Below are 20,384 nucleotides of genomic sequence, written 5' to 3'. Positions count from 1 at the left end.
CTGCCCCCCGCTGCGCGCAGCCCGGGGCCCCCGCCCCCCCCCCCCCCCCCCCCCCCGGCGGCCCCCCCCCCCCCCCCCCCCCCCCCCCCCCCGCCTCGATCGCCTCCTCCGCGGGGTCGCCCGGGTCGCTGGTCGCCGTCCCGGCCGCCGCGCCCTGCCGCGCCTGGATGCCCGACTGGGTGCTGAGCGCGAGCTGCGGCAGGAACAGGAAGACGAAGAACCCGATCGCCACGACGCAGGCGGCGATGAGGAAGACCAGGTCGATCGAGTTCGAGAAGCCGACCTTGAAGGGCTCGGCGAGGGCGGCCGGGAGTTCCTGGATGAAGGAGGTGTCGTCCAGCGCGCCCGCGCTGCCGGCGCCCAGCTGCTGCAACTGCGGGGCCAGCTCCGGGTTCGTCCGCACCGTCTCCTGGACGGCGGCGTCGATGTCCTGCGGCAGCCGGGTGAACAGGATGGACAGGAACGCCGCCGTCCCGATGGTGCCGCCCATCTGGCGGAAGAAGGTCACCGAGGAGGTGGCCACGCCCATCTCCCGCGGGGAGACGGCGTTCTGCACGGCGAGGATGACCGGCTGGAAGTTGAAGCCCAGCCCCAGGCCGAGCAGCACCATGAACGGCACCAGGGTCCACACCGAGGTGTCGGCCTCGACGAGGAAGGACATCGAGAGCAGCGCGGTGACCATGAGGGCGATGCCGACGAGCGGGAAGACCTTGTACTTGCCGGTCCTCGAGATCGCGATGCCCGAGCTCATCGCGCCGACCATGATGCCGGCGACCAGGGGGATCATCTGCAGCCCGGCCACGGTCGCGCTCGAGCCCTGCACGATCTGCAGGTACTGCGGCAGCAGGAGCAGGCCGCCGAACATGCCGGCCCCCATGACGATGCTGCCGACGCCGCTCACCGTGAAGCTGCGGTTGCGGAACAGCCGCAGCGGCAGCAGGGCGTCGTCCCCGTAGGCGCGCTCGGCGAGGACGAACACCGCGAAACCGACGGCGCCGATCGCGTAGCAGGTGAGGGCTCCCTGGGAGGCCCACCCCCAGATCCGGCCCTGCTCGGCGACGACGAGGAGCGGCACCAGGAAGGTGATGAGCGCCAGGGCGCCCGGCCAGTCGATGCGGTGCGGGCGGCTCTCGTGCGGGAGGTGCAGCACCCGCCAGACGGCGAGGAACGCGACCACGCCGAGAGGCACGTTGACCCAGAAGATCCAGCGCCAGCCGTCGACGCCGAGCAGGGTGCCCTGGCCGGCGAAGAAGCCGCCGATGACCGGGCCGAGCACGCTCGAGGTGCCGAAGACGGCCATGAAGTAGCCCTGGTACCTCGACCGCTCCCGCGGCGGCACGATGTCGCCGATGATCGCCAGGGCCAGCGACATCAGGCCGCCCGCGCCGATGCCCTGAACCGCCCGGAAGACCGCGAGCTGGTACATCGAGTCGGCGAGGCCGCAGAGGGCGGAGCCCGCGACGAAGATGCCGATCGCGAACAGGTAGAACGGCCGGCGCCCGTAGATGTCGGACAGCTTCCCGTACAGCGGCGTGGAGATCGTCGACGTGATGAGGAAGGCCGTCGTCGCCCACGCCTGGAGGTCGTAGCCCTGCAGGTCGTCGGCGATGGTGCGGATCGCGGTCGAGACCACGGTCTGGTCCAGCGCGGCCAGGAACATCGCGACCATCAGGCCGGCCAGGATCGTGACGATCTGCCGGTGGCTGAAGACGCCGCCGGCATCGGGTGCGGCGGCGGCCGCGCGGGCGCCCCGGCGCTCGGCGGAGGTCGTGCGGGTGGAGGTCATGCGGGAGCCGTCCGGTCGGTAGGCGTGGACATGGGGTCGGAGGGGAGGGTGGCCGCGACGCCGTCGAGCAGCCGGTCGAAGAGGGCGGTGAAGGTCTGCAGCTCGTCCTCGCTCCAGTCGGCGGTCACCTGGCGGAGGTAGGACTCGCGCTCGACGCGGAGCCGGTCGAGCTGCACGCGCCCCGCGTCGGTGACGACGAGGTTGCTGGCCCGGCCGTCGGACTCGTCGGCCGCGCGGCGGACCAGCCCCTGCTCCACCAGCAGCGTCACGTGCCGGCTGACCGTGGAGGGGTCGGCGTGCACCAGGTCGGCGAGTGCTCCCTGGCGGAGCGGACCGAGCCGGCACAGCGGGAACAGCAGCACGTGGGCCGCGCGGTCGCGCCCGCCCTCGGCGGTGTGCTGGCTCTTCAGCCCGTGCATGAGCCGCATCAAGCGGGGCAGTTGCTCGCCGAGGGCGCCGACGGCGGAGCCGCGTCGGTCGCCGGCGGCGGAGGTGTCCGTCACAGAGGTCCTCGGTGCGGGGCAGAGGGAATGGACGGATGCACGCTACACCTTGTTGTAGGACGCATGCATCTGGTTCTCCTGTGCCCTCCGGCACGCCCGGGAGACGGTGCGATGCTGGAAGGGGTCACCCGTCGGCGGTGACCCACCGGACCGGAGAGGAGCGCGGGAACCGCCGTGACCGCCCTGCACGAGGACCTGCGGTCACGGCTGTCGCAACTGACCCTCGCCGACGAGCACCGGCTGCGGCGCCGGCTCGACGGGCTGCGCCGGGCGAAGGACGCCCGCGCCCGCGAGCAGCAGCGCGAGCGCCTGGCGGCCGACGTGGCGGCGGCGGAGGAGCGGATCGCGCGGCGCCGGGCCGCCGTGCCCGCGATCTCCTACCCGGAGGACCTGCCGGTCAGCGCCCGGCGCGAGGACATCGCCGCCGCGCTGCGCGACGCGCAGGTCGTGGTGGTGGCGGGCGAGACCGGATCGGGCAAGACGACCCAGCTGCCCAAGATCGCCCTCGAGCTCGGCCGGGGCGTGCGGGGCCGGATCGGGCACACCCAGCCCCGCCGGATCGCCGCGCGCAGCGTGGCCGAGCGGATCGCGGAGGAGCTGGCGACGCCGCTGGGCGAGGCGGTCGGCTTCACGATGCGCTTCGACGACCAGGTGTCGGACTCGACGCTGGTCAAGCTCATGACCGACGGCGTCCTGCTGGCCGAGATCGGGCGCGACCGGCTGCTGCGCCAGTACGACACGATCATCATCGACGAGGCCCACGAGCGGAGCCTCAACATCGACTTCCTGCTGGGCTACCTCGCGCAGATCCTGCCGCGCCGGCCCGACCTGAAGCTGGTCATCACCTCGGCGACGATCGACGTCGAGCGGGTGGCGGCGCACTTCAGGGGCGCGCCGGTCGTGGAGGTCAGCGGCCGCACCTACCCGGTGGAGGTCCGGTACCGGCCGATCGTCGACCCGGACGACCCGGACGCGGACGAGGACCGCGACCAGGTCACCGCGATCCTGGACGCCGTCGACGAGCTGGTGGCCGAGGGGCCCGGCGACATCCTCGTCTTCCTCGCGGGCGAGCGGGAGATCCGCGACACCCAGGACGCGCTCGCCGACCGCGCGCTGCCGGGCACCGAGATCGTCCCGCTCTACTCGCGCCTGTCGGCCGCCGACCAGCACAAGGTCTTCGCCCCGCACACCGGGCGGCGGATCGTGCTGGCCACGAACGTGGCCGAGACCTCGCTGACCGTGCCGGGGATCCGCTACGTCATCGACCCCGGGACCGCGCGCATCTCCCGGTACAGCCATCGCACCAAGGTGCAGCGGCTGCCGATCGAGCCGGTGAGCCAGGCCTCGGCCCGCCAGCGCTCCGGCCGCTGCGGGCGCCTCGGGCCGGGCATCGCGATCCGGCTCTACACGGAGGCCGACTTCGAGTCCCGCCCCGAGTTCACCGACCCGGAGATCCTGCGCACCAACCTGGCGTCGGTCCTGCTGCAGATGGCGGCGCTCGACCTCGGGGCCGTCGAGGACTTCCCGTTCGTCGACCCGCCGGACCGGCGGGCCGTCGCCGACGGCCTGGCGCTGCTCGAGGAGCTGCACGCCCTCGACGAGCACGGGAAGCTCACCGGCACCGGCCGCTCCCTGGCCGCCCTCCCGCTGGACCCGCGCATGGCCCGCATGGTGGTGGAGGCCGACGAGCGCGGGGTCCTCGACGAGGTGCTGGTGATCGCCGCCGGGTTGACGATCCAGGACCCGCGCGAGCGGCCCACCGAGCACCAGCAGGCCGCCGACGAGCTGCACCGCCGCTTCGCCGACGAGAACTCCGACTTCCTGGCGCTGCTCAACCTCTGGCGCTACCTCGGCGAGCAGCAGGCAGCGCTGAGCGGCAACCAGTTCCGGCGCACGGTAAAGCGGGAGTTCCTGCACTACCTGCGCATCCGCGAGTGGCAGGACCTGCACGGCCAGCTCCGCGGCACCGCCCGGCGCCTGGGCATGACGGTCGGTGAGCCGGCGGCCGAGCCCGACGAGAAGGGCATCACCGCCGCGCTGCTGTCGGGGTTGCTGTCGCAGGTCGGCATGCAGGCGGAGCCGGTCAAGCAGCGGGACGGCAAGCCAGGGCGGCCGGGCCGGGAGTACGTGGGCACCCGGAACACCCGCTTCGTCCTCGCCCCGGGCACACCGCTGGCGAAGAAGCCGCCGCGCTGGGTGGTGGCCGCCGAGCTGGTCGAGACCAGCCGGCTGTTCGCCCGCACGGTCGCCCGCATCGACCCCGAGGTGGTCGAGCGGCTGGCCGACCACCTGGTCAAGCGCCAGTACTCCGAACCGCGGTGGGACGCCAAGCGCGGCTCCGTCGTCGCCACCGAGCGGGTCACCCTCTACGGGCTGCCGCTGGTGGTCGGCCGGCGCGTGCAGTACGGCTCCATCGATCCGGTGGTCTCCCGCGAGCTGTTCATCCGGCACGCCCTGGTGCAGGGGGAGTGGACCACCCACCACCGGTTCTGGGCGGAGAACCAGCGCGCCATCGAGCGGGTCGCCGAGCTCGAGGAGCGGGCCCGCCGCCGCGACATCGGCGTCGACGACGAGACGCTGTTCGAGCTGTACGACGGGCGGATCCCCGCCGACGTCGTCTCCACCCGGCACTTCGACCGCTGGTGGAAGCGGGCGCGGCACGAGCAGCCCTACCTGCTGACCTTCACGCCGGAGATGCTCACCAACGCGGCCGCGGCGGCGCAGGTGCGCCCGGAGGACTTCCCCGACGAGGTACGGCTGGATGCCGGGGCGGGGGGCGGGACGGGCAGCGGCCTGACGCTGCCCCTGTCGTACGCGTTCGCCCCCGGCAGCACCGAGGACGGCGTGACCGTCGACGTGCCCCTGGGCGTGCTCGACTCGGTGGCGCAGCGGACGTCGGGCGAGTCCCTGGCCTTCACCGTCCCCGGGCTGCGCGAGGAGCTGGTGACGGCGCTGCTGCGCACCCTCCCCAAGCAGCTGCGCCGGGCGCTGGTGCCGATCCCCGACCGGGTGCGGGCGGTGCTGCCGGGCATCGACCCGGGCGAGCCGCTGCTGCCGGCGCTCGAGCGCGAGCTGCGCCGGGCCGCGGGCGTGGTCGTCCCGCCGGACGCGTGGCAGCCCGACCAGGTGCCCGACCACCTGCGCGCCACCTTCCGGGTGCTCGACGACCAGCACCGGCCCCTCGCCATGGGCAAGGACCTCGCCGCGCTCAAGGCGCAGGTGGCCCCGCAGGCCCGGGCCAGCCTGGCGCGGGCTGCCTCGGAGCTGGAGCGGACCGGCTCCAGATCCTGGGAGTTCGGCGAGCTGCCCCGCACGGTGGAGGTGCGCCGCGGCGACCACGTCGTCACCGCCTTCCCGGCGCTGGTCGACGAGGGCGAGACGGTCGGCGTCCGCGTCGTCCCGACCGAGGCCGAGGCGCAGCGGCTGACCTGGCGCGGTGCCCGCCGGCTGCTGGTCCTCGTCGCCGGCTCACCGGTGAAGCAGGTGGTCAAGGGGCTGGGGCCGGCCACCCGGCTGGCCCTGCAGTTCAACCCGGACGGCGAGATCCCCGACCTGGTGGCCGACTGCGTGGACGCCGCCGCCGACGAGCTGATCGCTGCCGCCGGCGGACCGCCGCGGGACCAGGAGGCCTTCGCCGCGCTGGTGGCGACGGCGAAGCAGCAGCTCCACCCGCTGACCGCCGAGACCGTCCGCCGGGTCGAGGCGGTGCTGACCCGGGCTCGCGAGGTCGCGGGCGCGATCGGCTCCGCGCCCGCCCGCCGGGTGCCCGATGCGGCAGTGGCCGACCTGCGGCGGCAGATGACCGGGCTCCTGCACCGCGGCTTCGTCGCGGCGACGGGGCGACGGCGGCTGCCCGACCTCGTCCGCTACCTCACCGCGATGGCGCACCGGCTGGAGAAGCTGCCGGCCAACGCGGTCCGCGACGAGCTGTGGATGCAGCAGGTGGCGGCGGTGACGGCGGAGTACGACCAGCTGCGGCGGCAGGTGCCCCAGACCGGGGCGCCCGACGACCCGGTCACCCGGGTGCGCTGGATGCTCGAGGAGCTGCGGGTGCAGCTGTTCGCCCAGAAGGTCGGCACGCCCCGCCCGGTGTCCGAGCAGCGCATCTACAAGGCGATCGACGCGATCGGGGTCTAGCTCCCCGTCCCGTCCTCCTTCAGCAGCGCCGAGATGCGCTGCCGGGTGACGCCGAAGAGGGCGGCGATCCGGTTGATGCTCACCTGCTCGCGCTGCAGGGCCGCCGCCTCCTCCCGCCGGAACGCGTGGCCGGCCGTGGCGAGCGAGGCAAGCACCGTCGAGACGCTCTCGACCACGAGCGGGCCGGACTCCTCGGTCACCAGCTCCAGCCACGGCCGGCCGGCCCGGCGCTCGCTCAGCAGCAGGTCGGCCCGGGTGCGGGCGTGCTCCAGTTCGGCGAGGGAGGAGTCGATGCAGGCGATGAGGCGCTGCAGCGCCTTCGCGGCCGGCTCGTCCGGCGTTCCGCGCGGGCTGCTCATCGCTGCTCCTCACGGGGGTGGGGGGGACGGGTGACACTGTAGCCCGATGAGTAGTGCACAACCGGCAGGGGGCAAGGGGGGTTGCGCCCGACTCCCCGACGTGTCATGTTGTGCACAACCAGTCGAGTTCCTGCTCCGGTCCGCCGATGACACCGGTACCGGGCGACCAGGCCGCCTCCCCGCCAGCCGGCAGAACGGAACCGCACCCCATGTCCACGCTCAGCGCCAGCCTCGACCTCCCCCCGGTCGCCGCCAGCGTCCCGGCGGCCCGGGGGCTGGTGCGCGAGCTGCTGCGGTCCTGGAACCCCCGCCAGGACCACGAGGACGCCGCCCTGCTGGTGACCGAGCTGGTGGCCAACGTGGTCGACCACGTGGGCGGCAGCGCATGCCTCACGGTGGAGGCGACCCTCTCCGATGACTGGCTCCGCCTCGCCGTCGTCGACTGCTCGCCGGCCCGGCCGTCGGTGCAGCAGCTCTCCGCGGACCGGCCCCGGGGCCGCGGGATGCTCATGATCGAGCTGCTCGCCGACCGGTGGGGGTGCGAGGACCACCGCGACGGAAAGCGGGTGTGGTTCGAGCTGCGCCCACCCGGGCCGTGACGCACCGGCTGGTTTGCCGCGGTGCCCGATCGGGGACCGGCGAGGAGGAAGCCAGCCGAAGGAAGGGACTGCGCGATGAGCGAGCCGAACACCCACGCCGCCGGTGAAGGCGTCTCCGACGAGGAGATGGTCGAGACCGTGGCGGGCCAGACCGACAGCGCGTCGGAGAACGCCGACGTCGCGGGCAAGGACTGGGACGGCGACCCGGGCGCCGCGCCCGCCCCCAGCGACGAGGCCTGACCGCCCCGAGCCCGCCCCCGCCCCGCTCCCGGGTCGGGGGCGGTGCCGTGCCCGGCCCCGCGTTGGCAGACTGCGGTGATGAGCGCCGCAGCGGAGCAGTTGGCCCGGCCCGCCCGCACCGCGGCCCGCTGGGCCGTCCGGCACGCCCTCCCCGCCGTCTACCTGTCCCGCAGCGCCCGCCGTGGTGACGCCGTCGGCCGGCTGATGCGCGATCCGGTCCTCCGCGAGCAGCCCTACGACCTGTACGAGGAGCTGCGCGCCCGCGGGCCGCTCGCGGGCAGCAGCCTGGGGCTGGTCACCACCTCCCACCCGGTCGCCCAGGAGGTGCTGCGCAGCGACCGCTTCGGCGTCGGCTGGGACCGCTCGGCCGCGCCGCGGGTCCTGCGCTGGGCGCTGGAGTTCGGGGACGACCCCTCCGCGGCAGGGGTGGCGGAGCCGCCGTCCATGCTGGTCGTGGACCCGCCCGACCACACCCGCTTCCGCCGGCTGGTCAGCCGCGCCTTCACCCCTCGGGCGACGGCGGCGTTCGAGCCGGCGGTCCGGCGCACCGCCGACCGGCTGCTGGACGACCTCGAGGGCCGCGACGGCGTCGTCGACCTCGTCGAGGCCTACGCCGCGCAGCTGCCCGTGCTCGTCATCGCCGAGCTCCTGGGCGTGCCCGCCGCACGCCGCGACGACTTCCTCCGCTGGGGCGCCGCGGCCGCCGCGACCCTGGACCCGGGCCTCCCGCTGGGCCGCTTCCTGGCCGCGGAGCGGGCGCTGCGCGCGATGCACCGCTTCCTCGGCGAGCACTTCGCCCGGCTGCGCCGGGAGCCTGCCGACGACCTGGTGAGCCGGCTGGTCACGCTGCCGCCCGACGAGGCGTTGAGCGACCGGGAGCTGCACGCCACGGTGCTCCTGCTGCTGGGCGCGGGCTTCGAGACGACGGTCAACCTTCTCGGCAACGCCGTGGTGCTGCTCGACGCGCACCGCGACCAGTGGGACGCCCTCCGCGGCGGGGCGGCGGGGTGGGACGGCGCCGTCGAGGAGGTGCTGCGGCTGGACAGCCCCGTCCAGCTGACCGGCCGCAGCGCGCGGGCGGACGTCGAGCTCGCCGGGCGGCGGGTGGCCGCCGGCACCCGGGTGACGCTCCTGCTGGGGGCGGCCAACCGCGACCCCGACGTCTTCCCCGAGCCGGCTCGCTTCGACGTCACCCGCGCCAACGCCCGCGAGCACCTGGCCTTCTCCGGGGGCATCCACTACTGCCTGGGCGCCGGGCTGGCCCGGCTGGAGGGCGTGGTGGGCCTCCAGGCGCTGGGCGAGCGCTTCCCGGACCTGCGCGTGGCGGGCCGCCCGGTGCGCCGCGACCTGCAGACGCTGCGCGGCTTCGCGACGCTCCCCGTCACGCTCCGCTGACCCCCTCAGGTGAGGCAGGACCCCATCGGCCACCCCTTCAGGGGCCCACGCCGGGCGTGCGAGGCGTGGGGGGAGGGTGGTCCTTCCTCAGCTGCCGGGGACCAGCATCCCGGCGCCGACGGTCGCGTTGGTCGCCTCGTCGACGAGGATGAAGCGCCCGGTCACCCGGTTGCGGGAGTACTGGTCGACGAACAGCGGCTGCGTGGTGCGCAGCCGCACCCGGCCGATGTCGTTCAGGCCGAGCTCGGTGGCGTCCTGCTCGCGGTGCAGCGTGTTCACGTCCAGCCGGTACTGCAGCTCCTTGACCACCGCCCGCACCGACCGGGTCGTGTGCTTGACGGCCAGCCGCTGCCGGGGGCGCAGCGGCTCGTCGGTCATCCAGCAGACCATCGCGTCCAGGTCCTGCGTCACGTGCGGGGCGTTCGCGGGCCGGCAGACCAGGTCGCCGCGGGAGACGTCGAGGTCGTCGGTGAGCCGGACGGTCACCGACATCGGCGCGAAGGCCTCGTCGACGGGGCCGCGCGGCCCGTCGATGGCGGAGATCGTCGTCGTGAGGCCGCTGGGCAGCACCTGCACCTCGTCGCCGGGCCGCAGCACGCCGCTGGCGACCGTCCCGGCGTAGCCGCGGTAGTCGTGGTGCGCGTCGGACTGCGGGCGGATCACGTACTGCACCGGGAACCGGACGTCGACCAGGTTGCGGTCGCTGGCGACGTGGACGTGCTCGAGGTGGTGCAGGAGCGACGAGCCCTGGTACCAGGGCGTGTTCTCCGAACGGCGGACGACGTTGTCGCCGTGCAGCGCCGAGATCGGCACGACGGTCAGGTCGGGGACGTCGAGCTTCGCGGCGAACGAGGTGAACTCGTCGCGGATCGCCTCGTAGACCTCCTCCGACCAGTCGACGAGGTCCATCTTGTTGACGGCGACCACCAGGTGCGGCACCCGCAGCAGCGAGGCGAGGAAGGCGTGCCGCCGGCTCTGCTCCAGCATGCCCTTGCGGGCGTCGACCAGCACGATCGCCAGGTCGGCAGTGGAGGCGCCGGTGACCATGTTCCGCGTGTACTGCACGTGGCCGGGGGTGTCGGCCAGGATGAAGGTGCGCCGGGGGGTCGCGAAGTACCGGTAGGCGACGTCGATGGTGATGCCCTGCTCGCGCTCGGCCCGCAGCCCGTCCGTGAGCAGCGCGAGGTCGACGTAGTCGCCCTTGCTGGCCCGTTCCACCGCCTCGTACTGGTCCTCGAAGACGGCCTTGCTGTCGTACAGCAGGCGGCCGATCAGCGTGCTCTTGCCGTCGTCCACCGAACCGGCGGTGGCGATGCGGAGGATGTCCTTGCGCGCGGTGGCGATCTCCGCGGCCGCCTCCGCGGCGGCCGAGTGCACGTCGATCGGGGCGTCGGGGTGGGCAGCGGTCATCGGGCGGTCTCCTGGCGCAGGGCGGCGGTGTGGCGGACGCTGGTGTCCGTCGACCGGGGAGGCAGCGGGTGTTCGTGTTGCTCGCCGTACCGGGCCTGCTCGTCGTGGTCGCGGGCTACGTCGTCGGCTTCGTCGTGGCGGACTGGGTGTGCGGGCTGCTGGACGCCCGGCCGGGCGGAACGCCGGAGGTGACCGGCTGGGTGACGGGGCTGCTGCTGCTCGCCGTCGTGCTGCGGGTGCTTCTGGCGCTGCGCCGCCGCCGCGCGAGGGAGGGCCATCAGAAGTAGCCCTCCTTCTTGCGGTCCTCCATCGCGGCGTCGCTGACCTTGTCGTCCCCGCGGGTCGCGCCGCGCTCGGTCATGCGGGTCACCGCGATCTCGGCGATGACCTCCTCGACCGTGGTGGCGGTGGAGGGGACGGCGGCGGTCAGGTTGGCGTCACCGACCGTGCGGTAGCGGACGCTCCGGCGCTGCACCTGCTCGCCCTCGCGCGGCCGGATGAACTCGTTGACCGCGTAGAGCATCCCCTGGCGCTCGACGACGTCCCGCTCCTGCGCCAGGTACAGCTGTGGGATGCCGATCTCCTCGCGCAGGATGTACTGCCAGATGTCCAGCTCGGTCCAGTTCGACAGCGGGAACACCCGGATCGACTCACCGAGGTGGATGCGGCCGTTGTAGAGGTCCCAGAGCTCGGGCCGCTGGTTCTTGGGGTCCCACTGGCCGAACTCGTCGCGGAAGGAGAAGACCCGCTCCTTGGCCCGCGCCTTGTCCTCGTCGCGCCGGGCGCCGCCGAACAGCGCGGTGAAGCCGTGCTCCTCGACCGCGTCCAGCAGCACCGGCGTCTGGATGCGGTTGCGGGAGCCGTTGGGCTCCTCCTTGACCGTGCCCGCGGCGATGGCGTCGGGCACGGAGGCGACCACGAGCTGCACGTCGAGCTCCGCGACCCGCTTGTCGCGGAAGGCGAGCACCTCGGGGAAGTTCAGCCCGGTGTCCACGTGCATGACCGGGAACGGGATGCGGGCCGGCGCGAACGCCTTGCGGGCCAGCTCCAGCATCACGATGGAGTCCTTGCCGCCGGAGAAGAGCAGCACCGGCCGCTCGAGCTCGGCCACCACCTCACGGATGACGTGGATGGACTCGGCCTCCAGCGTCTCCAGCTGGCTGAGCCGGTAGTCGGGCGTCGTCACGCGTGCATGCTCCACGGGTAGGGATCGGGCCGGCGACCAGCGCAACCCGATCGGTTCGGTGCGGATTCCCCGCCAGTGTCCGCTATCGGGCCGCGGCGACCGCAGCCAGGACCTCGCGGGCCAGCTCCGGCCGGGCCACCACCACGTCGGGCAGCGCGGGGTCGGCTCCGTTGTAGACCAGCGGCGAGCCGTCCAGCCGGCAGGTCACCAGCCCGGCGGCGCGGGCCACGGCGACCGGCGCCGCGGAGTCCCACTGGTACATGCCGCCGCCGTGGACGTAGGCGTCGACCTCCCCGCGGACGACCGCGAGCGCCTTGTAGCCCGCCGACCCCATCGGCACCAGCTCGCCGCCGAGCGCGTCGGCCACGGCCTGCGCCTCGGCCGGGGGCCGGGTGCGGCTGACGGCGATGCGGACCCGGCCCGCCGGGCGGGACGGCAGCGCGGGAGCCGGGTCGGTTCCGTGCACCTCGCCCAGCGCCGGAAGGGCGACGGCGGCGGCGACGAGCTCGCCCCCGGCCCAGAGCGCGACGTGCACCGCCCAGTCGCTGCGGGCCGGGTCGGAGTACTCGCGGGTGCCGTCGAGCGGGTCGACGATCCAGACGCGATCGGCGGTCAGCCGGGCGGCGTCGTCCACCGCCTCCTCGCTGAAGACGGCGTCACCGGGGCGGGCGTCGCTGAGCACCGCGAGGATCGCCCCCTGCGCGGCGGCGTCACCGGCGTCGCCCAGCGCGCGCCCCTCCAGGCCGCCGGTCCGCAGGGGCAGGAGCACGGCGGCGGCGGCCCGTGCGGCGGCGACGGCGACGGCGGCGTCGCCGCCGGGGGTCAGCTCCACTGCACGGAGGTGGCGTCACCGGGCCGGCGGGGCGGGGTGTGCCGGCCCGCGGCGTCGGTGATGGTGCCGAAGTAGGCCTTGGCCTTCTCCGGGCGTGGCATGACGAAGATGCCGCGGGCCTCGACCAGCGGGCGGTCGGGATCGGACGCCAGCGCGATCGTGCCGACGATGACCGACTTGCGCCCCTCGTTGGACTCGACGCGCGCCCGCATCACCAGCGGGGTCTCCAGCGGCAGCGGGCCGCGGTAGTCCAGCTCCAGGTGCGCGGTCATGCCCCAGAGGCCCGCCGCGCCGGCCGCGCTGCCGAGCAGCTGGTCCATGAACAGGGCGCTCATCCCGCCGTGCACGTAGCTGGGCGGGCCCTCGTAGGCGACGCCCAGGGTGACCTCGGCGACCACGCCGCCCTCCTCCCGGCGCACCACCAGCGGCGGCGCCAGGGCGTTGCCGATGCCGACGACCGGGTTGAACACGCGGCGGCCCACCGACGGGTCGTCCAGGGCCGGGAGCTGGGCCGCGGGGCGGCGCGAGGCGCCGATCGCCGCGGTGGCCCGGCGGACCTGCTCGGCCGCCGCGGCCACCTCCGCCGCCGGCGCCGTCGTGACCACCGAGGCCTCGATCAGCTCGCGCAGCGCGGCGCCGAGCTCGGTGGAGGCTGCCATGAGCTCGGCGTCGTAGGGAGCCCCGGACTCCGGGGTGCCGTCGTTCGTCGTCACCGGGGGATGGTCGCAAGCCGGCTCAGGCGGCCGGTGCGCCACCCCCGGGTGGGCCGCTCCGGGGGAGGCGCACGGTGACGGCCAGCCCTCGGCCCGGCGCGGTCTCCAGCGACGCCGACCCGCCGTGGGCGGCGGCCAGCGAGGCGACGATGGACAGCCCGAGACCGGTGCCGCCGGCGGCGCGGGTGCGGGAGGCGTCGGCCCGGTAGAACCGCTCGAACGCGCGCTCGGCGTCGGCCTGCGCCATGCCCGGCCCCTCGTCGGCGACCCGCAGCAGCAGCACGTCCGGGTCGTCGGGGGCCTCGGCCACGGAGACCAGCACCCGGGCGGACGGCGGCGTGTGCGTGAGCGCGTTCGTGACCAGGTTGCCGACCACCTGGCGCAGCCGGCTCTCGTCGCCGAGCACGACCGGCACGTCGGTGAGCGACTCGTCCAGGTGCAGGCTGATCGGCCGGTCGGGCTGGACGGCGCGCGCGTCGTGCACCGCGTCCCCGGCGATCGCGGCGAGGTCGACGGGTGCCACGGAGAGCGGCCGCTGCTGGTCCATGCGGGCGAGCAGCAGCAGGTCCTCGACCAGGAGCCCCATCCGGCCACCCTCGGCCTCGATCCGCTGCATGAGCCGGGCGACGTCCTCCTCCGACCGGACGGCGCCCTGCCGGTACAGCTCGGCGAAGCCGCGGATGGAGGTCAGCGGCGTGCGCAGCTCGTGGCTGGCGTCGGCGACGAAGCGGCGCATCCGGTGCTCGGAGCCGCGCGCCTGCTCCTCCGACGCCTGCTGGGCACGGAAGGCGCTCTCGATGCGGGCCAGCATCACGTTGAGCGCGGCGGCCAGCCGGCCGACCTCGGTGCGCTGGTCCCCGGCCGGCACGCGCTGGGAGAGGTCGCCGGCCGCGATGGCCTGCGCCGTCCGCTCGACCTCGGCCAACGGCCGGAGGCTGTTGCTCACCAGCACGTACCCCATGGCCCCGAGGAGCACCAGCAACGCCAGCCCGACGACCAGTTCGATGCGGACCAGCCGGGCGATGGCCCGCTCGTCCCCCTCGAGGTCGGTGCCCACCACCAGGGTGTAACCGCCGGGCAGCTGCCCGGTCATCACCCGCCACTTGGTGCCGTCGTCCGCGCGGACCGTCACGGGATGCCGCGACATGTCGCCGCCGGTCACGTCGTCGGCGTCGATCTCCGGGAGGCCGCGCTCCTCGGGCGGCCCCTGGAGATCGACGACCTCGTCCGCCTCGGGGGCCAGGCACCCGAAGTACGCGGCCCGCGGACCGGCCTGGTACTCCCCGTCCAGGCACGCCTGGAACACCGTGGGATCGGTCTGGTTGACCGCCGCGCGCAGGGCGTCGTCCTGCTGCTCGACGAGGTAGTCCCGCAGCAGGGACGTGGTCGCGATGCCGGTGACCAGGAGGGCCACGCTCAGGAGCGCGACGAGGAGCGCGACGAGGGTGACCCGCAGCGGAACCCGAGGGCCGCGGACCGCGGGCGTGGCCGGAGGGGTCACGTGCCGCGCGGCAGCCGGAGGGTGTAGCCCACGCCCCGGATCGTGTGCAGCAGCCGGGGCTCGGTCGTGTCGATCTTGCGGCGCAGGTAGGAGATGTAGGACTCCACGACATTGGCCTCGCCGTTGAAGTCGTAGTTCCAGACGTGGTCGAGGATCTGCGCCTTGGACAGCACCCGCCCGGCGTTGGCCATCAGGTAGCGCAGCAGCTTGAACTCGGTGGGGGAGAGGCTGATGACCTCACCCGCCTTGATGACCTCGTGGCTCTCCTCGTCGAGCTCGATGTCGGCGAAGGTCAGCCGCGGCGCCTCGGCCGCCCGCTGCGCGCCGGCGGTGCGGCGCAGCACGGCCCGGATGCGGGCGACGACCTCGTCCAGGCTGAACGGCTTGGTCACGTAGTCGTCGCCGCCCAGGGTCAGCCCGGAGACCTTGTCCTCCGCGGCGTCGCGGGCGGTGAGGAACAGCACGGGCGTGTGGCGGCCGGTCTCCCGGAGCCGGCGGACGACGCCGAAGCCGTCCAGCCCCGGCATCATCACGTCGAGGACCAGCAGGTCGGGGCGGAACGACGCGGCCATGGCCAGGGCCTGCTGGCCGTCCGCGGCGGTGGCCACCTCGAAGCCCGCGTACCGGAGGCTGGCCGACAGCAGCTCGCGGATGTTCGGCTCGTCGTCCACCACGAGCAGGCGGGCCTCCGGAGCGGTGCGCCCGCTGGGCTGGGTGCCGGACATCGATCCTCCGGGGGCGTGCGCCGGTGCCGTTGACATGACCCCAGGCTGGGCGCGGCGGCTGCGGTGGTTCTGGACGCTACCTGTGAACCGCCTGGGAACGGTTCAGCCCGCGGGAGCCATCGCCCGGCCGCGCCGCCAGTAGCCGATGGCGTGGTGCTGCGCACGCCCCAGCCCCCACCGCCCGCGCAGGTCGGCCCGGATGGCGCGCACGGCGGCCGACTCGGCGCCCACCCAGGCGAAGACGTCGTCGTCCGCCGGGCGTTCCAGGGCGGCCACGGCGTCGACCAGCAGGGAGCTCTCCCCGGGAGGCGTCGGCCCCCGGTGCAGCCAGCGCACCTCCACACCCGGCGGGGCGGGCAGCACCTGCTCCTCCTCGGGCCCGGCCACCTCCAGGTAGGCGATGCCCTCGGTACCCGGCGGCGCGGCGGCGAGGATGCGGCTGACGGCCGGGACCGCGGTCTCGTCCGCGACCAGCAGCAGCCACCGGGCCGGGCGCTCGGCGAGCGAGGCGGCGCCGGCGACGCCGAGCAGGGCGCCGGGGCGCGCCGCGGCCGCCCACGAGGCCGCCGGCCCGTCGCCGTGCAGCACGAAGTCGATGTCCACCTCGCCCGCGGCCGGGTCCTGCCGCCGGGCCGTGTAGCTCCGCAGCGCCACCCCGTGGCTCCCCTGCGGCCACACGATCCGGCCGTCGCGCTGGATGCCCGGCCACCGGGGGGCGGGGTCGTCCACCCGGGGCACCAGCAGGTTCACCGTCGGCCCGGCGGCTGCCACGGCGTCCGGCGTCCCCGAGAGGGTCACGCGGCGGACGGAGGGGGTCACGTCGGTGACCGCGACGACGGCGAGGACGTCGACCGGGCGCAGGCCGTCCACGAAGGCGGCGTCGTCAGCGGTGGTCACGCCGTCCGAGCCTAGGTGGACAGCCGGTCCGGTCCCGATGTGTGTCCGCGCGGTGCTGCGGGCACCGGCAGGGGCAGCACCGTCCGACGAACGGAGAAGCGATGGCCGACGAGTTCCAGAAGGGCGACCACGTCGCCTGGAAGAGCCACGGGTCGACGACCGAGGGCACCGTCGAGAAGAAGATCACCTCGGACACCGAGGCCTCCGGCCGCACCGTGCGCGCCAGCGAGGACGACCCGCAGTACGAGGTCCGCAGCGACAAGAGCGGGCGCACCGCCGTGCACAAGCCCGGCGCCCTCGACGAGGCCTGAGCTCCTCGCGGACGGACCCACGGCCCGGCGCTGCCGGGCCCGATCAACAGGAGGCACACGTGACCGAGTCCGCAGGCGAGTTCTCCGGCTCTCGCAGCACCAAGCACAACCCGCGGCTCGACGAGGAGCTCGAGCACGAGGTCCAGGGCATGCTCAAGGCCGAGCGGGCCACCCGGGCGCACGAGTGGCGCGAGGTCGAGCCGGTGGCCGAGGGTGATCCCGACATCGACTCCGACCCGGCCGGCACCCTGACCGGCGGCGTCCCCGTGGGGATGACCGAGGACGCCGTCGTCGCCCGCGCCGAACTGGCGCGCTGGCTGGACCGTGCGGACTTCCCGAGCACCGGCCCCGACCTCGTCGAGGCCGCCCGGGACCACCGGGCCCCCGATGCAGTCGTCGCCGAGCTCGAGCGGCTGCCGGAGGGTGAGACCTACGAGCGCATCGGCGACGTGGTCCGCGCTCTCGGCTACCCGACCGAGACCGGCCCGGGGCCTGGTGCCTCGGAGAGCGCGCAGGACTCCTGACCTCCCGGCGGGGAGGGCGCCGGCTCACGCGTCGGCGCTCTCCCTCGCCTCGTCGTCGGCGATCTCCTCGGCGCCCCGACGGCGGAACAGCTTGGAACCGGGGAAGCCCTTCACGATCTGACGCATGTCCTGGACGGTGTCCACGAGGTCGTGGACGTCGGTCCCCACGTTCTCCAGACCCTCGAGCGCCGGGAGCACCTGTTCGTCGAGGTGGCCGAGCACCTGCGGCAGCCGGTCGATCAGCGTGATGAGCGCGTCGACCTCCGTCGTGTCGAACTCGGCCGCGAACCGGCGGATCGCCGGGGCGAGGGCGGTGAGCGCCGGCTCGTAGTCGGTGAGCAGCGGCTCCACCCGGCCGACCATGCCCTCTCCGCGGCCGACGATGCCGTCGGCCCGCTCGGTCGTCCCGCGCACCCGGTCGATGGCGTCGTCGGCCCTGCCGCGGGTCTCGCCCATGGCGTCGATGGCGTCGTCGGCCCTGCCGCGGGTCTCGCCCATGGCCTCGATCGCGGCGTCCGCCTTCGCGCGGGTCTCGCCCATGGCGTCGATGGCGTCGTCGGCCCTGCCGCGGGTGTGGTTCATGGCGTCGATCGCGGCGTCCGCCCTGCCGCGGGTGTGGTTCATGGCGTCGATCGCGGCGTCCGCCTTCGCGCGGGTCTCGCCCATGGCGTCGATGGCGTCGTCGGCCCTGCCGCGGGTCTGGTTCATGGCGTCGATCGCGGCGTCCGCCCTGCCGCGGGTCTCGCTGATGCCCGCGATGGCATCGTCGGCCCGTGCGCGGGTCTCGCTGATGCCCGCGATCGCCTCGTCGGCGTTCGCCCGGGTCTCGCCGATACCGGCGATCGCCTCGTCGGCGACGGCGCGCGTGGTGTCCAGCCGGGTGATCGCGCCGTCCGCGCGGTCCAGCAGGGTCTCGGCCCGGTCGACGGCGCCGGACACACGAGCGAGCAGCTCCTCCAGCTGACCGAGGGCCGCCGCGGCGCGGGGCACGAGCGCGAGGGCGTCACCGACGCCGTCCCGCATGCCTCCTACCAGGGCGACGACGTCGGAGGGGCCGGGCACGGAGGGCAGACGCACCGTGGGGACGCTACGCACCACGCCGCTCGCCCACCATTCGATCGGGCGCAGTCCTCCGATCGGGGGGCGTCGCCGGTGCCGGGAGTGCCCGCGCGTCGGCGTGGCGAACGCCCGGACGCCCGTATCGTGGGACGACGGGCACGGACATGCGGACGACGAGAAGGTGTCGACACCTGTGGGGGATCAGCCGACGAGGGGCGACGCGGGCGACCGCGACGTCCCCGGTCGCAACCGCCGCGGGCGAACCTCGGGAGGCGGCGCCGCGGAGCCGGTGACGGTGGAGCAGCTGCTCGCCCGGCAGGGGAACGACGTCGGCGGCCGCCGGGCGGCCCGCCGGGGCGCCACGTCTGCCTCCCGCCGCGGCGCCGCGGCCGAGCCCCGGAGGGGTGGTGCCCCGGGTCCGGCCGAGCGTGATCCTGACGCCCCCGCCGTCCGGTCCGGGCTCCCGCCGGTGCCCGGCGGCGCGCGCCCCGGTCCCGTGCCCGGTGCTCAGCCGGGCCTGCCGCCCGTGCCCGGTGCCCAGTCCGGGCTGCCGCCGGTCCCCGGGGCGCATCCGCCGCCCGCCCGCTCCGGTCCGGTCGGGGCTCCGGTGGCGTGGGCGCCGGACGAGCGGCCCTCTCGGCGCAGCGGCCCGATCCCCCCGCTACCGGGACGGGTCGCGCCACCACCCCCGGCGGGCGCCACCCGGCGCCGGCCCGCCGCCGGCCGCCCGCCGCGCAGCCCGGGTCGCCGCCGGCTGGGGCGGGCGGCGACGGCGCTCGCCGCGATCGTCGGCGTCGTCGTGCTCTACCACCTGGCGCTGTACTTCTACGTCGACCAGCGCATCGACCGCGTCGACGCGCTGGCCCTCGACGGCCCGGAGGTCCTCGCCCCCGAGCTGCAGGAGGCCGCCGAGACCTACCTGGTCGTCGGCACGGGCGTCCCGGGGCAGACCGGCGCGGCCTCGGTCGCGACGCTCGTCGTCTCGGTCTCCGCCGACGGCGAGCGGGCGGCGCTGGTCAGCGTGCCCCCGACGGCGCTTGTGGACACGCCGATGTGCCGCACGCCCGACGGCACCCTGCGCACCCCGGTCACCGAGGCGTTCGCGAGCTCGCTGCTCGACGGCGGGCCCTCCTGCATGGTGCGGGTGGTCCAGCAGCTGTCCGGGCTCCGGGTCGACCACTACCTGGGGGTGGACCTCACCCGGCTCCCCGGGATGGTCGACGCCCTGGGCGGGGTCCCCGTCTGCGTGGTCCCCTCCACGGCCACCGCCGCCGCGGCCACCCCGCCCCCGGCCGGGCTCTCGGAGCTCTCCGGCGCCGCGGCGTCGGGCTTTCTCCAGCCGGGGGACAGCGGCGTCGACGTCACCGGGGCGGCGGTCGCCGAGCGGGCGCAGCGCCTGCTCACCTCCACGCTCCGGGCGGCGCTGTCGGCCGACACGATGCTGGACCCGGTCTCGTCGACGCGCTTCCTGTCCCGCGCCTCCGACGCGCTGACCGTGGACGAGCAGACGACGCTGGGCGATCTGCGCGTCCTCGCCGGCACGCTCGGCGACCTCTCCGGTGACGCCGTCCAGCGCGCCGAGCTGCCGGTCGCCCAGGTGGGCTACGTGCCGGCGGGCACCGAGCAGGCGTACGTCCTCCTCGACGCGCCGGCCACCCGGACGCTCTTCGACGAGGTCATCGACGGCGCGCGCCTGCCGGCGGAGCTGCTCGCCGCCCCAGGGGCGCTGCCGGAGGCCGCCGCGCCGCAGGCCCTCGAGCAGGAGGCCCCGGCCGGGCCCGAGCCGCTCACCGCGGCCCCCGGCGAGATCACCGTCGACGTGCTGAACGGCACCGCGACCACCGGGCTGGCCGCCACGGTCGCCGACGCCCTCCGCGGTCAGGGCTTCGACGTCGGCGCGGTGGGCAACGAGCCGGGCACCGTGAACGAGAGCGTCGTCCGGTACGGGGCGGCCGCGCTGGAACGGGCGCGCACCGTGGCCGCCGCCGTCCCCGGCGCCGTGCTGCAGCCCAGTGACGCCGTCGGCGACACGGTGCAGCTGGTCGTCGGCCCGGGGTACTCCACCGTCGTCCCCGTGCAGATGGGCGCGCCCGAGCCCGTCGAGGCCGCCGCGCCGGACACGGCGACGGCCGCCCCCGGACCGGAGGCGGCCGCAGTCCGCTGCTAGGAGGACCCTGGTGTCCCCTACCGCTCGCAGGCTCGCGGCG

At 75.0% G+C, this 20,384-nt stretch carries 19 protein-coding genes; 8 read left to right on the top strand and 11 right to left on the bottom strand.

Translation table 11 applies throughout. From position 1 onward, the window contains the following. Nucleotides 1-1,786, bottom strand: a 1,786-nt coding sequence (locus tag ACI79P_RS04445; protein WP_456579817.1) for an MDR family MFS transporter, incomplete at its 3' end; no start/stop codon positions are given. Then, nucleotides 1,783-2,289 carry a MarR family winged helix-turn-helix transcriptional regulator gene (locus ACI79P_RS04440; protein WP_456579816.1) on the bottom strand — a complete coding sequence of 169 codons (507 nt, stop codon included), beginning with the start codon at nucleotides 2,287-2,289 and terminating at the stop codon, nucleotides 1,783-1,785. The genes ACI79P_RS04440 and ACI79P_RS04445, both read right to left, overlap by 4 nt. Nucleotides 2,290-2,463: 174 nt before the next feature. Between ACI79P_RS04440 and hrpA the strand changes: the two genes are divergently transcribed. Next, the gene (gene hrpA / locus ACI79P_RS04435; RefSeq protein WP_456579815.1) at nucleotides 2,464-6,426 is read left to right on the top strand and encodes an ATP-dependent RNA helicase HrpA; all 3,963 of its coding nucleotides are present in this window, start codon (nucleotides 2,464-2,466) and stop codon (nucleotides 6,424-6,426) included. On the opposite strand, the gene ACI79P_RS04430 is transcribed toward hrpA, so the two are convergent. Next, nucleotides 6,423-6,785: a hypothetical protein gene (locus ACI79P_RS04430; RefSeq protein ID WP_456579814.1), complete on the bottom strand. Its 363-nt coding sequence runs from the start codon at nucleotides 6,783-6,785 to the stop codon at nucleotides 6,423-6,425. The two genes, hrpA and ACI79P_RS04430, sit on opposite strands and share 4 nt — an antisense overlap. A gap of 209 nt (nucleotides 6,786-6,994) precedes the next feature. Here ACI79P_RS04430 and ACI79P_RS04425 point away from each other — a divergent pair, with 209 nt between their 5' ends. From ACI79P_RS04425 to ACI79P_RS04415, 3 genes are all read left to right on the top strand, one after another. Next, nucleotides 6,995-7,384, top strand: a complete 390-nt coding sequence (locus ACI79P_RS04425) for an ATP-binding protein (RefSeq protein ID WP_456579813.1) — start codon at nucleotides 6,995-6,997, stop codon at nucleotides 7,382-7,384. A gap of 75 nt (nucleotides 7,385-7,459) precedes the next feature. Beyond that, nucleotides 7,460-7,624, top strand: a complete 165-nt coding sequence (locus ACI79P_RS04420; protein ID WP_456579812.1) for a hypothetical protein — start codon at nucleotides 7,460-7,462, stop codon at nucleotides 7,622-7,624. Between the two features lie 78 nt (nucleotides 7,625-7,702). Then, nucleotides 7,703-9,019, top strand: coding sequence for a cytochrome P450 (locus ACI79P_RS04415; protein ID WP_456579811.1), 1,317 nt, complete (start codon nucleotides 7,703-7,705; stop codon nucleotides 9,017-9,019). A gap of 87 nt (nucleotides 9,020-9,106) precedes the next feature. On the opposite strand, the gene ACI79P_RS04410 is transcribed toward ACI79P_RS04415, so the two are convergent. Beyond that, nucleotides 9,107-10,429, bottom strand: a complete 1,323-nt coding sequence (locus tag ACI79P_RS04410; protein ID WP_456579810.1) for a sulfate adenylyltransferase subunit 1 — start codon at nucleotides 10,427-10,429, stop codon at nucleotides 9,107-9,109. A gap of 68 nt (nucleotides 10,430-10,497) precedes the next feature. Here ACI79P_RS04410 and ACI79P_RS04405 point away from each other — a divergent pair, with 68 nt between their 5' ends. After that, complete coding sequence (locus ACI79P_RS04405) at nucleotides 10,498-10,716, top strand: hypothetical protein (RefSeq protein ID WP_456579809.1); 219 nt, start codon at nucleotides 10,498-10,500, stop codon at nucleotides 10,714-10,716. Here the strand turns inward: ACI79P_RS04405 and cysD are convergent. The 6 genes from cysD to ACI79P_RS04375 all read right to left on the bottom strand — a co-directional run bounded on the left by cysD (nucleotide 10,707) and on the right by ACI79P_RS04375 (nucleotide 16,283). After that, a complete protein-coding gene (gene cysD / locus ACI79P_RS04400; protein WP_456579808.1) occupies nucleotides 10,707-11,615 on the bottom strand; it encodes a sulfate adenylyltransferase subunit CysD in 909 nt (302 codons plus the stop codon). The genes ACI79P_RS04405 and cysD overlap by 10 nt on opposite strands. An 82-nt stretch (nucleotides 11,616-11,697) precedes the next feature. After that, complete coding sequence (locus tag ACI79P_RS04395; RefSeq protein WP_456579807.1) at nucleotides 11,698-12,447, bottom strand: inositol monophosphatase family protein; 750 nt, start codon at nucleotides 12,445-12,447, stop codon at nucleotides 11,698-11,700. Next, nucleotides 12,438-13,160 (bottom strand): PaaI family thioesterase, encoded by a 723-nt coding sequence (locus ACI79P_RS04390; protein WP_456579806.1) that lies wholly within the window; start codon nucleotides 13,158-13,160, stop codon nucleotides 12,438-12,440. The genes ACI79P_RS04395 and ACI79P_RS04390 overlap by 10 nt, the downstream gene beginning before the upstream one ends. Nucleotides 13,161-13,182: 22 nt before the next feature. Next, nucleotides 13,183-14,661, bottom strand: a complete 1,479-nt coding sequence (locus ACI79P_RS04385) for a sensor histidine kinase (protein WP_456579805.1) — start codon at nucleotides 14,659-14,661, stop codon at nucleotides 13,183-13,185. Then, the gene (locus ACI79P_RS04380; RefSeq protein ID WP_456579804.1) at nucleotides 14,658-15,386 is read right to left on the bottom strand and encodes a response regulator transcription factor; all 729 of its coding nucleotides are present in this window, start codon (nucleotides 15,384-15,386) and stop codon (nucleotides 14,658-14,660) included. The genes ACI79P_RS04385 and ACI79P_RS04380 overlap by 4 nt, the downstream gene beginning before the upstream one ends. 102 nt (nucleotides 15,387-15,488) lie before the next feature. Then, complete coding sequence (locus ACI79P_RS04375; RefSeq protein WP_456579803.1) at nucleotides 15,489-16,283, bottom strand: siderophore-interacting protein; 795 nt, start codon at nucleotides 16,281-16,283, stop codon at nucleotides 15,489-15,491. A 101-nt stretch (nucleotides 16,284-16,384) separates the two neighbouring features. Between ACI79P_RS04375 and ACI79P_RS04370 the strand changes: the two genes are divergently transcribed. Then, nucleotides 16,385-16,594, top strand: coding sequence for a DUF2945 domain-containing protein (locus ACI79P_RS04370; RefSeq protein ID WP_456579802.1), 210 nt, complete (start codon nucleotides 16,385-16,387; stop codon nucleotides 16,592-16,594). Nucleotides 16,595-16,653: 59 nt separating this feature from the next. After that, nucleotides 16,654-17,118: a DUF2795 domain-containing protein gene (locus tag ACI79P_RS04365; protein WP_456579801.1), complete on the top strand. Its 465-nt coding sequence runs from the start codon at nucleotides 16,654-16,656 to the stop codon at nucleotides 17,116-17,118. 24 nt (nucleotides 17,119-17,142) lie between these two features. Here the strand turns inward: ACI79P_RS04365 and ACI79P_RS04360 are convergent, their stop codons facing one another. Next, nucleotides 17,143-18,195: a hypothetical protein gene (locus ACI79P_RS04360; RefSeq protein ID WP_456579800.1), complete on the bottom strand. Its 1,053-nt coding sequence runs from the start codon at nucleotides 18,193-18,195 to the stop codon at nucleotides 17,143-17,145. Between the two features lie 589 nt (nucleotides 18,196-18,784). Between ACI79P_RS04360 and ACI79P_RS04355 the strand changes: the two genes are divergently transcribed. Next, complete coding sequence (locus ACI79P_RS04355) at nucleotides 18,785-20,344, top strand: LCP family protein (RefSeq protein WP_456579799.1); 1,560 nt, start codon at nucleotides 18,785-18,787, stop codon at nucleotides 20,342-20,344. Nucleotides 20,345-20,384: the final 40 nt, after the last annotated feature.

The organism is Blastococcus sp. SYSU DS0510, from assembly GCF_054050835.1.
This window is presented reverse-complemented; position numbering and strand designations above follow the sequence as displayed.